12 protein-coding genes are annotated in these 13,675 nt (G+C 72.2%); 7 read left to right on the top strand and 5 right to left on the bottom strand.

Going from position 1 to position 13,675, the window contains the following annotated elements; genetic code table 11:
• Positions 1–136 precede the first annotated feature (136 nt).
• From OVA28_RS01390 to OVA28_RS01375, 4 genes are all read right to left on the bottom strand, one after another.
• A complete protein-coding gene (locus OVA28_RS01390) occupies positions 137–1,366 on the bottom strand; it encodes a hypothetical protein (RefSeq protein WP_268095491.1) in 1,230 nt (409 codons plus the stop codon).
• A 138-nt stretch (positions 1,367–1,504) separates the two neighbouring features.
• A complete protein-coding gene (locus OVA28_RS01385) occupies positions 1,505–3,361 on the bottom strand; it encodes a glycoside hydrolase family 2 protein (protein WP_268095490.1) in 1,857 nt (618 codons plus the stop codon).
• Positions 3,362–3,512: 151 nt separating this feature from the next.
• Complete coding sequence (locus OVA28_RS01380) at positions 3,513–3,968, bottom strand: MaoC/PaaZ C-terminal domain-containing protein (protein WP_268095489.1); 456 nt, start codon at positions 3,966–3,968, stop codon at positions 3,513–3,515.
• A gap of 4 nt (positions 3,969–3,972) precedes the next feature.
• Positions 3,973–5,535, bottom strand: a complete 1,563-nt coding sequence (locus OVA28_RS01375) for a CHAD domain-containing protein (RefSeq protein WP_268095488.1) — start codon at positions 5,533–5,535, stop codon at positions 3,973–3,975.
• Positions 5,536–5,664: 129 nt separating this feature from the next.
• On the opposite strand from OVA28_RS01375, the gene OVA28_RS01370 reads away from it, so the two are divergent.
• Positions 5,665–6,948, top strand: coding sequence for a maltokinase N-terminal cap-like domain-containing protein (locus tag OVA28_RS01370; protein ID WP_268095487.1), 1,284 nt, complete (start codon positions 5,665–5,667; stop codon positions 6,946–6,948).
• 90 nt (positions 6,949–7,038) lie between these two features.
• Here the strand turns inward: OVA28_RS01370 and OVA28_RS01365 are convergent, their stop codons facing one another.
• Positions 7,039–7,410, bottom strand: coding sequence for a DUF1844 domain-containing protein (locus OVA28_RS01365; RefSeq protein WP_194663307.1), 372 nt, complete (start codon positions 7,408–7,410; stop codon positions 7,039–7,041).
• Positions 7,411–7,684: 274 nt separating this feature from the next.
• Here OVA28_RS01365 and infC point away from each other — a divergent pair, with 274 nt between their 5' ends.
• From infC to pheT, 6 genes are all read left to right on the top strand, one after another.
• Positions 7,685–8,380 carry a translation initiation factor IF-3 gene (gene infC, locus OVA28_RS01360; protein ID WP_268095486.1) on the top strand — a complete coding sequence of 232 codons (696 nt, stop codon included), beginning with the start codon at positions 7,685–7,687 and terminating at the stop codon, positions 8,378–8,380.
• A 63-nt stretch (positions 8,381–8,443) separates the two neighbouring features.
• Positions 8,444–8,638 (top strand): 50S ribosomal protein L35, encoded by a 195-nt coding sequence (gene rpmI, locus OVA28_RS01355; RefSeq protein WP_071273122.1) that lies wholly within the window; start codon positions 8,444–8,446, stop codon positions 8,636–8,638.
• Positions 8,639–8,667: 29 nt separating this feature from the next.
• The gene (gene rplT, locus OVA28_RS01350) at positions 8,668–9,054 is read left to right on the top strand and encodes a 50S ribosomal protein L20 (RefSeq protein ID WP_194663302.1); all 387 of its coding nucleotides are present in this window, start codon (positions 8,668–8,670) and stop codon (positions 9,052–9,054) included.
• Positions 9,055–9,170: 116 nt separating this feature from the next.
• Positions 9,171–10,013, top strand: coding sequence for a TrmH family RNA methyltransferase (locus OVA28_RS01345; protein WP_268095485.1), 843 nt, complete (start codon positions 9,171–9,173; stop codon positions 10,011–10,013).
• A gap of 93 nt (positions 10,014–10,106) precedes the next feature.
• Entirely contained in the window at positions 10,107–11,147 is a 1,041-nt protein-coding gene (gene pheS, locus OVA28_RS01340; RefSeq protein ID WP_194630587.1) for a phenylalanine--tRNA ligase subunit alpha, read from the top strand.
• Positions 11,147–13,639 carry a phenylalanine--tRNA ligase subunit beta gene (pheT, locus tag OVA28_RS01335; RefSeq protein WP_268095484.1) on the top strand — a complete coding sequence of 831 codons (2,493 nt, stop codon included), beginning with the start codon at positions 11,147–11,149 and terminating at the stop codon, positions 13,637–13,639. The genes pheS and pheT overlap by 1 nt, the downstream gene beginning before the upstream one ends.
• Positions 13,640–13,675: the final 36 nt, after the last annotated feature.

The following is a 13,675-nucleotide window of genomic DNA, read 5'->3' as shown; positions in this document are numbered from 1 at the left end:
CGTTCATGGTTCGAGGCGATCCCGGTTGTGCGATGCCACCTCGCGCTCCGACCGCTGCTCGCCGCCACCGCCACCGCCACCGCCGCCGCCCGCCGCCCGCTCGATCCGCGCTTTCGCGTGCCGCGAGCCGCGAGCCTCAGGGGAACCCGAGGAACCAGAGCAGCACGACGGCCGCCGGCTGCAGGCCCACCCCGACGAGCAGCCACGTCACCGCCCGTCGCCGCGTCCGGACGAAGACGTCCGACCCGAGGAGCGGCGCCATCGGCATGAGCAACCGCGGCAGGCTCTGCTGCGGCAGGAACACCGCGACCAGGTAGAGCGCGTACGCCCCGGCGAACCCGACGACCTCCGGCCCGAGGGCCCGGACGTCCCGCCGCCGGAAGAACCACACCGCCCCGGCCAGGACGGCCACGACGAGCACGATGCCGATCGGCCCGAGCCACCGTCCCGCCATCAGGAACCACGGCGTCATCGGCGTGAAGTGCGGTCGGCCGACGAACCCCACCCACCACGACAGCTCCGTCGCCAGGTAGGCGTCCGACCGACCCGTCACCGCCCCGGCGACCACCGGCCACGCGAGCCCGGCCGCGGCGACGACGAGGCCCGCCACGACGATCGCCGCCCGCTCCCGCCACGGGAAGCCCCCGGCGTCCCGACCGGCACGCACCCAGGCGACCCACCGCACGACCAGGTGCACCGCGAGGGCGACGGCGAGCGCCAGGACCCCGGGCTTCGTGAACGCCGCGACGGTCCCGAGCACCGCGACGAGCCAGTACCGCCGCCGCACCAGCGCCAGCAGGCCACCGAAGAGCAGCAGCAGCACGGTGCTCTCCGCGTACGCGACCTGCAGCAGGAACCCCGTCGGCCCGAACGCGAACAGCGCCGTCGCCCAGCGCGCACGGTGCGAACAGCCGACGGCGAGCACCAGGCGGTACAACAGCACGCAGGCACCGGCTCCCGCGAGGGTCGCGACGACGACACCGGCGACCCAGAACGACCCACCGGTCACGGCCATCACCGCGCGCACGAGGGCCGGGAACACCGGCAGGAACGCCCATGGGTTGGGCAGCACGTTGCCGTCCCCGTCCGTCGGCAGCGTCCGTGGGTACCCGTGCTCGGCGATGGTCCGGTAGAACGACGCGTCCCACGAGCCGGAGAAGGTGGCGAAGGACGGGTCGCGCCGGTACGACGCGAAGTCCCACCCGTTCGCCGTCGCGACCACGAACATCGTCACCAGCAGCGCCGTGCTGACGATCCGGGAGCCGAGCCAGATCACGAGCGGCGCGGTCCACCCGCTGTGTCGTCCCGTCAGCAGTGTCCGCAGGAGCGGCCGGGAGGACCGGGTCGTCTCCGCCACGCTCGTCACCCGCACGATCCTCGCAGACCAGGGCCACTGTCCGGTCCGCGTACACCGCGATCGGGCGCAGAGGCGTCGATGGAGCAGCAATGGTCGGGTCCAGTTCGTGGACCCGACCATTCCTGCTCCCTGGGGCGGGCCTCCCGGCTAGTGCCCGGTGACCGCGCGCCGGATCTGCTCGATCGGGACCTTCGGGGTGCGGTCGGCGTTCAGCAGGCCGTTGGTCTCCTGCATCGTGTCCGTCAGCTGCGTGTAGCAGGACCCGGCGAGGAACGAGCTCGCGCGGATCGCGTCGTAGAGCGCGGTGATGCGGGTGATCCAGTCGTCGCCGTCGGTGGCCGAGGTGTAGCCCCAGGCGTCATCGCGCTTCGACCCTGGCTGGTAGTTGACGCCCCCGAACTCAGTCAGCATCACCGGCTGGCCGAGGTCCTCCGCCCCGCCGACGAGCACGCGCCGGTCGGCCGGGCCCATGCCGTGGAACAGCTCGGTGCGCGCGGCGTCGTCGGCGTAGGTGGCCGCGAGTCGGGTTCCGTCGCCCTCGTAGTCGTGGACGGTGATGATGTCGGAGTCGGGGTGCTCCCACCCGTCGTTGGAGATGACCGGACGGGTCGGGTCGATCGCTCGTGTCACGTCGGCGAGTGACCGGGCGTAGGCCTGCTGCGCCGGGTCCGTGGCGATGTGCTGCACGCCCCAGCTCTCGTTCGCGGGGACCCAGGTGACGATCGAGGGGTGTGAGGCGTCGCGCTCGACGGCGTCCATCCACTCCCGCATCAGCCGCTGGACCGCGCGCGGGGAGAACTCGTAGGCGCCGGGCGCCTCGCCCCAGACCAGCAGCCCGAGGCGGTCTGCCCAGTACAGGAACCGCGGGTCCTCGATCTTCTGGTGGTTCCGGGCCGCGTTGAAGCCGAGCTCCTTGATGAGCTCGACCTCACGGCGCAGTGCCTCGCGCGACGGGGCCGCGAGGTGCGAGTCCGGCCAGTAGCCCTGGTTGAGGACACTGCGGACGTCGTGGCTGCGCCCGTTGAGCAGGAACGCGCCGCCGTCGATCCCGACCGTGCGGACGCCGAAGTACGACGCCACGGTGTCGATCGGCTCGCCGTCGCGGGAGAGCAGGGCGACGGTGGCATCCACCAAGCGGGGGTGCTCCGGCGACCAGTGCAGTTCGTCCTCGGCCTGCCCGTTCGCCTGGCGGGTGAGGGGCACGAGGACGTCGAACTCGGTGGCGGTGTCGCCGACGGTGGACTCGATCGTCGCGAGGTGCTCGTCGTGCTCGTCCCAGCGGGCCTCGACGCGCAGCCGCTCCCCGCCCGCCCGGACCCCGGCGAAGCGGACCGTCAGCCGGAGCGTCGCGTGGTCGACGTTCGTCCAACGGAGGTACGCGATGGACGCGCTCGGGACGGCCTCGAGCCAGACGGTCTGCCAGATGCCGGTGGTGCGGCGGTACCAGATGGTGTGCGGGTCCTCGTGCCAGTCCTGCTTGCCGCGGGGCTGGGTCAGGTCGTGCGGGTCGTCCTCCGCGCGGACGACCAGGGTGTGCTCGGCGTCCGGGTCCGTGCCGAGGGCGTCGGTGACGTCGAAGGCGAAGGGCGTGTGACCGCCCTCGTGCTCGCCGATGAACTGGCCGTCGATCCAGACCCGCGCGCGGTTGTCGACCGCGCCGAAGTGCAGCACGAGCCGGGGCGCGGCGTCGCCGAGGCCGGCGGCGTCGAGGTCTGCTCGGGTGAGCGTGCGGGAGTACCAGACGACGGGGTGGAAGCCGGGCTCGTCGATGCCCGACGCCACGGACTCGGGCGGGAACGGCACGCTGATGTCCCGCGCGTCGGGGAAGCCCGATCGCCAGGCGCTGTCGTCGCCCTGGTTCCGGAACGACCACGTCCCGTCGAGGTCGGCCCAGTGCTCGCGGAGCATCTGGGGCCGGGGGTACGAGCCGTCCTGTCGAGTGGCGAGGGGGAGGCCTGCTGATGCGCTGGTGGGTGCGGCGACGGTGCCGTCGAGCGTGCTCATGCACCCATGCTGACGCATCGGTACATCGTTGTAAACCGTGATGCGAGCCGTCAGGAGGACGATCCGCACATCGTCACGCGCCGATCGGCTGCACCGGCACCGGCACCGGCACCGGCACCGGCATCGGCTCCAGGCTCGGCCCGGGCTCGCGTCAGCTGATCGCAGCGGCGCGCGTCAGGACCATGACGTCCATGCGCCCCTGCTGGACGACCTCGGCGTGCTGGTTGCGCAGCGTGACGAGGCGCTCGACGATGCCGGTCGTGCCCGAGCTGGTCAGGCGGGTCGACAGGATCTCGACCTGACACGTGACGGTGTCCCCGATGAAGACCGGAGCCGTGAAGCGCCACTGGTCGATCCCGAGCAGCGCGACCGCGGAGCCCTCGAACACACCGGTCCGTGCGATGAGCCCCACGCAGAGCGAGGCGCCGAGCATCCCGTGCACGATCCGCTGGCCGTACCGGGTGCGCGCGGCGAACTCGACGTCCGTGTGCACCTGGTTGTTGTCGTTCGTCCACGAGGCGAACGACACCACGTCGGCCTCGGTGATCGTGCGACCAGGGGTCGTGAAGGTCTGTCCGGCGGCGAGGTCCTCGAGGTAGTGCGGCACACGCTCATCCTCGCAGAGCGGCGCCGAGCCCGGTGAGCAGCCGGCGGCCCTCGGCGACCTGCCGCTCGACGACCAGGCGCTCGGTCGTCGCGAGTACCCCGAGCACGAACGCGCCGGAGTCGGACCCCGCACCCGTACCCGCACGCCCACCCGTACCCGCATCGCGCGCCGCGGCCGAGCGGTAGGCCTCGGCAGCGTGCGCGGCGTCGAGGGCGTCCCCGAGCGTGTCCTGCACCCGCCGCAGCCGTCCGAGTCGCCGCTTCCCGACGTCTGCCGTGTCACCGGCGGCCTGCAGCGCGTACCGCAGGCGGCGCGCTCCCTTCCGCTGTCCGTGCAGCACTGCGAGGTCCTCGTCGCCGGCACCCGCACCCGTGACGGAGTCCTCGATCAGCGCCAGGACCCGCCGACGCTCGCGCCGGATGCGCTTCGCCACGAAGACGGTGGCGGCGTCGGTGGCGTGCGGCCCCGGGGGAGCGGTCTCGACCAGGTCGTCCAGTGCATCGAGCGCCGCGAACCACACAGCGGAGCCCATCACCCGCCGGAGCTCGGCCGCCGTCGTCCTGCGGTGGTCCTCGAACTGCGCACCGAGCCGGTCGAGCGTGTCGGCGTCGACGTAGCCCTGCGGTGCCCGCGATGCCGAGCGGAGCAGCCGGTCGCGGAGCACCTCGGCGTCCCGTGCTGTGCCGGCCACCCCGCTGACCTCGGCCAGCCGACCGCGGAGATGCTCGGTGGCGTCCCGGTCGAGCGCCCCACGGAACACCGCCAACACGCTGCGCAGACGGCGCAGCACCTTCCGCAGGTCGTGCACGGCCTCCCGCTCGTCGGCCCGCACCCGTGGGTCGATCGTGACGAGCTCGGCGCGGAGGTCCGCCACCACCCCGCGCACGAACGCCGCCGCCGTGCCCGGACGGGGTCGTCGGGCCGTGTCCACCGCCGGACGACGGACAGGCGCCAGCCGCGGGACGGGGTCGTTCGGTCCGCGGCCGGGGTCCTCGGCCGCGTCGAGGAGTGCCCGCTCGACCGCTCGGGAGACGGAGCCCGGGTCCCCGTCGTCCGTCAGCGCCCACCACCGCGCGCTGCGGAGCAGTGCCGTGTCCGGGTCGCCCTCGTCCACGCGCACGTCGGCGACCTCGGCTCGGACCCGGCCGTCCTTGCCACGCAGGACCACGAGCGTGGTCGCGGTGTCCCGGACCCGGACGACCTGCAGGGGCTGCCCGCGCAGGAACACCTCGACGGCGTCCCGCGGCGGCCTCGGTTCGCCCCCGCTGTCCCACGGCAGCGGCACCGGCCCGTCCCCGCGGTCGATCGACCAGGCGCCATCCCCACCCGCCGCCGTGCCCCCGCCCGCCGGCCCCTCCGCCCGCAGGAGCTCGACGCCCGCGAACGCCAGGGTCCGTCCCGCAGTGTCCCACAGGGTCTCGCGGACCGTGAGGGGTGGCGTCCGCTCGACGGCGTGGGCGTAGGGCTCGAGCGCGGGGAGCCGCCGGTCGTCGGGGATGCGCCAGGACCGCCGGGGCTCGGCGAGTGCTCCGGCGGTGGTGTCGCTGGGTGCGTTCTGCGTGTCCATGGCGACAGTGTCGTCCGCCGCGACTCGGTCGGCACCGGGGGAGCCGCAGCCTGTGGAGAGCGAGACGGTGGGCACGCGTTGTGGAGGACCTGTGACGGCCGGTGCCGCCGTCGCGTAGCGTCCTGAGGCATGACCGACGTCGCACAGTGGATGGCTCAGCAGCGCTGGTACGCGGCGAAGGGTGGTGTCCCCGACCTCCGCACGATCGCCGAGATCGACGAGACCACCGACGAAGCGCGGGTGGCCACGCGGTTCGTCATCGACGACGCCGCCACCGGAGCGGTGCTCTACCAGGTGCCCGTCACCGAGCACAGCGCACCCGTCCCCGAACTCGAGTCCGCGCGCATCGACCCCGAGGGCACGCAGTACGACGGCCCCCACGACCCGGCCTACGCGCGCTGGCTCCTCGGGCGCATCGACGCCGGCGAGGAGTCCCTGCGACCCATCGGCCGCGTCACGAGCGCCCGCGTGCTGCGCGGCGAACAGTCCAACACCTCCGTCATCTGCGAGACCGAGGACAACGGCACCGTCATCGTCAAGGTGTTCCGCGTGCTCCACCACGGCGACAACCCGGACGTCACGACCCAGCAGGCGCTCTCGGCAGCCGGGTCCGCGCGGGTCCCGAAGGTCTTCGGCGCACTGCACGGCGAGTGGCCCGACACCGGGCGCGACGACGGCATCGCGAGCGGACACCTCGCGTTCGCCCAGGAGTTCCTGCCCGGTCTCGACGACGCCTGGCGCGTCGCGCTCGACGACGCCCGCCGTGGCGACTCGTTCGCGGCCGGGGCCGACCGGCTCGGTGCCGCGCTCGCCGAGATCCACGTGACACTCGCGGGCGTGATGCCGACGGTGCCCGCCACCCCGGACCGCGTCGCCGCCGCGATCGAGACCATGCGCAGCCGACTCGACACCGCCGCCGCCGAGGTCCCCGCGATCGCCGAGCACGCCGACGCCGTCCGCGCCGTCTACGAGCGCGCCGCGGCGGTCGAGTGGCCGGCACTCCAGCGCATCCACGGCGACCTGCACCTCGGCCAGGTGCTCTCGGCACCGGAGCCCCGCGGATGGGTCTTCCTCGACTTCGAGGGCGAGCCCCTGCGCCCGCTCGACGAACGCTCCCTGCCCGACGTGCCCCTGCGCGACGTCGCCGGCATGCTCCGCTCGTTCGACTACGTCGCCGGCGCTCTCGCGCGCGACGACGACCCGGTGGACGCAGCCGACTGGGCCCGCGAGGCCCGCGCCGCCTTCCTCGACGGCTACCAGCGCGGGATCGGCGCCGACCTGAGCGCACACCACGCCGTGCTCGACGCGTTCGAGGTCGACAAGGCCGTCTACGAGGTGGTCTACGAAGCGCGCAACCGGCCGACCTGGGTCGGCATCCCGGTGGCAGCGGTGGAGCGCCTCGTCACGTCCTGAGGGTGCTGGTCGCGACACCGTGACGGACGGGAGGCTCGGTGCCAGCTGGCACCGAGCCTCCCGTCCGTCATCTGGTGGCGTCCCGACCCGTCAGTTGACGGGACCGGTGTACTTCTCGCCGGGGCCGGCTCCCGGCGCGTCCGGGATGGCGGACGCCTCGCGGAACGCGAGCTGCACCGAGCGCAGACCGTCGCGCAGCGGACGGGCGTGGTGGTCGCCGATCTCGGTCGCTGCCGCGGTGACCAGGCCGGCCAGGGCGGTGATGAGCTTGCGCGCCTCGTCCAGGTCGGTCTGCTGCTGCGGGTCGTCCGCGAGCCCGACCTTCACGGCTGCGGCGCTGAGCAGGTGCACGGCCACGGTGTTGATGAGCTCGACCGCGGGGACCTCTGCGATGTCGCGGGCGGCGTCGATGTCGTCGATGGAGGCCTCGGTGGCGAGGTCGTTGGGCGGGGTGTCGGTCACGGTGCTCCTCTGCTAGACTCTCCGCGGCAGATGCTGTCCGCGTGCCCGGTGCGTTCTCGAACGAACCGGACCTGCAGATCGCATCACGAAGAGGAGTCACTCCCACCCGCGGCCACGAACCACCAGGCTACCGGGTCACCACCGCTCCACCGGAGTCCATGCAGCCACTGCACGGGCACCGGCAGTCCGGATCACTGATCCGGAGTCGGGCGGCTGCCGAACGGGTCGTGTACCCGTGCGTCAGATCTCCTCTCTCGTGCCGTCGTCCAGGCGAATGTCTTGGACGGCCACCACCAGATTGAAGGAGCTCCGCATCACCGATCCCCGTACCAACGACCGAATCCGCGTCCCCGAAGTCCGCCTCGTCGGACCCCAGGGCGAGCAGGTCGGCGTTGTCCCCATCGCCGTTGCACTGCGCCTCGCGCAGGATGCCGAGCTGGATCTGGTCGAGGTCGCGCCGAACTCGAAGCCGCCCGTGGCCAAGATCATGGACTACGGCAAGTTCAAGTACGAAGCCGCTCAGAAGGCCAAGGAAGCCCGCCGCAACCAGGTCAACACCGACCTGAAAGAGGTCCGCTTCCGCCTGAAGATCGACGTGCACGACTACGAGACGAAGCGCAAGCGCGCCGAGGGCTTCCTCCTCGGTGGCGACAAGGTGAAGGCGATGATCCTCTTCCGTGGCCGCGAGCAGTCGCGTCCGGAGCAGGGTGTCCGACTGCTGCACAAGTTCGCCGAGGAGATCGCCGAGTTCGGCGTCGTCGAGTCGCGGCCCACGCAGGACGGCCGCAACATGACGATGATCATCGCGCCGCTCAAGAACAAGTCCGACGTCAAGGGCGAGCAGAACGCCAAGCGTGCAGCCGAGAAGGCCGAGCGCCGCGCGACGGAGCACGCCACGAAGACCAAGTCGGACGACGAAGCCCCGGCTGCGTCGCAGGAGACGGCCCAGGCCGAGTCCACGACTGAATAGGTCCCCCCAGACCGACCCCGCAACGAACGCGGTCCCCCATCCATCCCACGGAAAGGCACCACCATGCCCAAGCAGAAGACCCACTCCGGGTCGAAGAAGCGCTTCAAGGTCACCGGTACCGGCAAGATCATGAAGCAGCAGGCCGGTATGCGTCACAACCTCGAGGTCAAGTCCTCCAAGCGCAAGGCGCGCCTGAACGAGGACCAGGTCCTCTCGAAGGCCGACGCCAAGAACGTCAAGAAGCTCCTCGGCCACTGAGCCGCCCCGGATCGTAAAGGAACAGACCAATGGCAAGAGTCAAGAGAGCGGTCAACGCCGCCAAGAAGCGCCGCGTCATCCTCGAACGCGCCGAGGGCTACCGCGGCCAGCGTTCGCGCCTGTACCGCAAGGCCAAGGAGCAGGTCACCCACTCCCTCGTCTACGCGTACCGTGACCGTCACGCGAAGAAGGGCGAGTTCCGTCGCCTCTGGATCCAGCGCATCAACGCTGCGTCCCGCGCGAACGGCCTGACCTACAACCGCCTCATCCAGGGCCTCGCCCTGGCCGGCATCGAGGTCGACCGTCGCATCCTCGCGGACCTCGCCGTGAACAACCCGGAGACCTTCGCCGCGCTCGTCGAGTCGGCCAAGAAGGCCCTCCCGGCCGACACCTCGGCCCCCAAGGCCGCAGCGTAGTCAGCAGCACTGCGACAGCAGCTCCCGTGCCCGTCAGGGCCGACGACGCCCCCGTTCCGTCCGCGGAACGGGGGCGTCGTGCATCCGGCGGACCGGGCGCCTGCGAGACTGTGTCCGTGACTGATCTCCTGGAGAACCCCCGTGCCGGACGCGTCAAGGCCGTCGCCGCGCTGACGAAGAAGGACGTGCGCGCCGAGACGGGGCTGTTCCTGCTGGAGGGTCCCCAGGCCGTCCGCGAGGCCCTCGAGTACCGGCCGGAGCTCCTCCGCGAGCTCTACGTGACGCCGACCGCCGCCGAGCGCTACGGGCTCGCCGACACCCAGGTCGACACCTGGTTCGTGACCGAACAGGTCCTCGACGCGATGGCCGACACGGTCACCCCGCAGGGCGTCGTCGCGGTCTGCGAGCAGTTCCCGACGTCGGTGCGGCAGGTCTTCCCCGACCGCGCCAGCCAGGAGGCCCCCGACGCGTCCGCCTCGGAGGGTGCGCTCCCGGGACTGGTCGCGATCCTCGAGGAGGTCCGTGACCCGGGCAACGCCGGCACGATCATCCGCGCCGCCGACTCGGCGGGTGCCGACGCGGTGGTCCTGACCGGACGCAGCGTCGACCCGTACAACCCCAAGGTCGTCCGCTCGACCACGGGCTCGCTGTTCCACGTCCCGGTGTCGGTCGGCGTCGGGCTGGCGGACACGATCGAGCGCGCGAAGTCGCTCGGGTACACGGTGCTCGCGGCGGACGTGTCCGGTGACGACCTGCCTGACGTCCGCGCCGCGGGGCTGCTCGACGGCCCGACCGTCTGGGTCTTCGGGAACGAGGCCCGCGGGCTCACGTCCGAGGACCTCGCCATGGTCGACCGTGCCGTGAAGGTGCCGATCTACGGCCGCGCCGAGTCGATGAACCTGGCGACGGCTGCGTCGGTGTGCCTGTACGAGTCCGCGTTCGCCCAGCGTTCGGTCTGACTCCTCCCTCCACAGGCGGCGCTTGTCCGGACTCCTCCACAGTCCGTTCGGTACAGAACGGCGGTATCCCAGGGGCCGGTAGGCTCTGGTGCTGTGTCAGAACCTCTCGAGATCAGCGAATCGGCCGTCGCCGACGCGGTCGACGCGGCCCTCGCCGCAGTCCGTGCCGCCACGACGGTCGCCGAGCTCAAGCAGGCCAGGGCGGAGCACACCGGCGAGCAGTCGACGCTCGCGCGCATGAACGCGTCGATGCGCAGTGTGCCGCCGGAGCAGAAGGCCCAGGCGGGCAAGCTCGTCGGGCAGGCCCGCGGTCGGGTCAACGGTGCGGTCGCCGAGCAGGAGTCCGTGCTCGCCGAGGCCGAGGAGCGCGCACGCCTCGACGCCGAGCGCGTCGACGTCACCGCGCTGCCGTCCACCCGCACCCCGGGCTCCCGGCACCCGCTCTCGCTGTTGAACGAGACCGTCGCCGACATCTTCGTCGGCATGGGGTGGGAAGTGGCGGAAGGCCCCGAGCTCGAGCACGAGTGGTTCAACTTCGACGCGCTGAACTTCGACCAGGACCACCCCGCGCGGGCGATGGCGGACACCGTCTTCGTCGAGCCGGTCGAGCGCCACCTGGTCATGCGCACGCACACGTCGCCGGTGCAGATCCGGTCGCTGCTGTCGCGGGAGCTGCCCCTCTACGTCATCGCGCCCGGCCGGGTCTACCGCGCCGACGAGCTCGACGCCACGCACCTGCCGGTCTTCACCCAGGTCGAGGGCATCGCGATCGACAAGGGCCTGACGATGGCGCACCTGCGCGGCACCCTGGAGCACTTCGCCCGGCAGATGTTCGGCGACGAAGCCCAGATCCGGCTGCGCCCGAACTACTTCCCGTTCACCGAGCCCTCCGCCGAGATGGACGTCTGGCAGCCGAACGCCAAGGGCGGCGCGCGCTGGGTCGAGTGGGGCGGGTGCGGCATGGTGAACCAGAACGTCCTGCGGTCGGCCGGCATCGACCCCGACGAGTACCAGGGCTTCGCGTTCGGCATGGGCATCGAGCGGACGCTCCAGTTCCGCAACGGCCTGAACGACATGCGTGACTTCCTCGAGGGCGACATCCGCTTCTCGCAGCAGTTCGGAACGGTGGTCTGATGCGCGTCCCACTCCGCTGGCTCGGTGAGTCGGTCGACCTGCCCGACGACGTCAGCCTCGAGCACGTCCACGCGGCGCTCGTGTCGGTCGGCTTCGAGGAAGAAGCGGTCCACGCCAACGACCTGACCGGACCCGTCGTGGTCGGTCGGGTGCTCGAGCGCGTCCCGGAGCCGCAGAAGAACGGCAAGACGATCAACTGGTGCCAGGTGGACGTCGGCGAGTCCGAGCCCCGCGGCATCGTCTGCGGCGCGCACAACTTCGACGTCGGCGACCTCGTCGTGGTGACGTTGCCCGGCGCCGTGCTGCCCGGACCGTTCCCGATCGCCGCGCGCAAGACCTACGGGCACGTGTCGGACGGCATGATCGCCTCGGCACGCGAGCTCGGGCTCGGGGACGAGCACGACGGCATCCTCCGCTTCGCCGACCTCGGCATGGAGCCCACCGTCGGCCAGGACGCCATCGCGCTCCTCGGCCTCGACGACGCCGCGGTCGAGATCAACGTCACCCCGGACCGCGGCTACGCGCTGAGCATGCGCGGCGTCGCCCGCGAGTACGCCCACGCCACCGGCGCCTCGTTCCACGACCCGGTCGACCGTGTCGCTCCCCGGTCCGGCGACGCGTTCTCCGTGACCATCGACGACGGGGCACCGATCCGCGGCCGCGTGGGTTCGTCCACCTTCGTGACGCGGGTCGTCCGCGGCATCGACGCCTCGCTGCCGACACCGGCGTGGATGGTGTCCCGCCTGTCACTGGTCGGCGTCCGCTCGATCTCGCTGCCGGTCGACATCACGAACTACGTCATGTTCGAGCTCGGGCAGCCCCTGCACGGGTACGACCTCGCCACCGTGCGGGGCGGACTCGGCGTCCGTCGCGCGGCCCCGGGGGAGAACCTGACGACGCTCGACGACGTCACCCGGAAGCTCCACCCCGAGGACCTCGTCATCACCGATGACGAGGGCCCCGTCGGGCTCGCCGGCGTGATGGGCGGTGCCCGCACCGAGATCTCCCCGAGCACCTCGGACGTCCTGATCGAGGCCGCCGGCTTCGACCAGGTCTCCATCGCCCGCACTGCCCGCCGCCACAAGCTCCCGAGCGAGGCCTCCCGTCGCTTCGAGCGCGGCGTGGACCCGCTCGTGGCCGAGGCCGCGGCCAACCGTGCGGTGGAGCTCCTCGTCGAGCTCGCCGGCGGCAAGGGCGACACCCTCGGGTCGACGCTGGTGGACACCACCCCGCGCCCCGTCGTGGCGATGCGCGTGTCCCGTCCGACCGAGCTGATCGGCGTCGAGTACTCCGACGCCGAGGTCATCGACACCCTGCGCGCCCTCGGTGCGACGGTGGACGTCGACGGCGAGCAGCTCGCAGTCACGCCGCCCACCTGGCGCCCCGACCTGACCGACGACACCACCCTGGTCGAGGAAGTGGCCCGCATCGTCGGGTACGACCGGATCCCGAGCGTCCTGCCCGTCGCACCGCCCGGCCGGGGCCTAACCGTGCACCAGCGGGCACTCCGGCGCGTGGCAGCAGCCCTAGCGGCCGACGGACTGACCGAGGTCGTCACGGCGCCGTTCGTGTCGGCGGCGACCGCTGCGGCGTACCCGGGCATCGACGCCGAGGGCGGCCCGAGCGTCGTGCTCGCGAACGCGCTCGACAGCGAGCAGGACCTCCTCCGGCGCAGCGGGCTGCCCGCGCTCGTCGACGTCGCCCGCCGCAACGTCTCCCGCGGTCTGGTCGACCTGGCCGTGTACGAGACCTCGCGGGTGTTCCTGCCCGTGGCCGACGCCGAACTCGGGACCACCGAGGTCCCCGTCGGCGCCGAGCACCCCGGCGCCGAGACGCTCCTCGCGCTCGACGCGGCGCTGCCGGCGCAGCCGTTCCACGTGTCGGCGCTCCTGACGGGCAACCGCCTCGTGAAGCAGCCCGGCGTGCTCCCGCAGCCCTTCGGCATCGCGGACGCGCTCGACGTCGCCCGGACCGTGGCCTGGGCCGCCGGCGTCGAGCTCACCGTCGCGCAGACCACCCACCCGTCGCTGCACCCCGGACGCGCCGCGTCGCTCCTGGTCGGCGACACCGTGGTCGGCGTCGCGGGGGAACTGCTGCCCGAGCTGACGGACGCCGCGGACCTGCCGCGGGTCGTCGCCGTCGTGGAGATCGACCTCGACGCGGTGGTCGCCGCGGTCCCGGACGCCGTGCACGTGGCGCCGATCGTGTCCTACCCGGCGGCGACGCAGGACCTCTCCCTGGTGGTCGGCGTCGACGTCCCGGCGGGTGCGGTGCTCGAGGTCGTCCGCGCTGGCGCGGGAGAGCTGTTGGAGTATGCTCGCCTCGTGGATGACTACCGGGGCTCCGGCGTGGACGAGGGACAGAAGTCCCTGACGTTCGCGCTGCGCTTCCGCGCCACGGACCGCACCCTGACCGCTGCCGAGGCCTCCGTGGCCCGTGACGGCGCCGTCCGACGTGCCGGCGAGCGATTCGGGGCGACCCTGCGCGACTGATCCCACTGGGACCAGCACCGCCCGGGGCCGCCGCCT

The organism is Curtobacterium sp. SL109 (genome assembly GCF_026672405.1).
In the GTDB taxonomy this organism is placed as follows: Bacteria; Actinomycetota; Actinomycetes; order Actinomycetales; family Microbacteriaceae; genus Curtobacterium.
Note: the sequence above shows the minus strand (reverse complement) of the source record. Positions and strands in the feature narration are given on the sequence as shown.

Coding starts and splice junctions, on each gene's coding strand:
- OVA28_RS01385 (WP_268095490.1), bottom strand. CDS start 3,361: ATGAGCACGCTCGACGGCACCGTCGCCGCACCCACCAGCGCATCAGCA.
- OVA28_RS01375 (WP_268095488.1), bottom strand. CDS start 5,535: ATGGACACGCAGAACGCACCCAGCGACACCACCGCCGGAGCACTCGCC.
- OVA28_RS01370 (WP_268095487.1), top strand. CDS start 5,665: ATGACCGACGTCGCACAGTGGATGGCTCAGCAGCGCTGGTACGCGGCG.
- infC (WP_268095486.1), top strand. CDS start 7,685: ATGTCTTGGACGGCCACCACCAGATTGAAGGAGCTCCGCATCACCGAT.
- rpmI (WP_071273122.1), top strand. CDS start 8,444: ATGCCCAAGCAGAAGACCCACTCCGGGTCGAAGAAGCGCTTCAAGGTC.
- rplT (WP_194663302.1), top strand. CDS start 8,668: ATGGCAAGAGTCAAGAGAGCGGTCAACGCCGCCAAGAAGCGCCGCGTC.
- pheT (WP_268095484.1), top strand. CDS start 11,147: ATGCGCGTCCCACTCCGCTGGCTCGGTGAGTCGGTCGACCTGCCCGAC.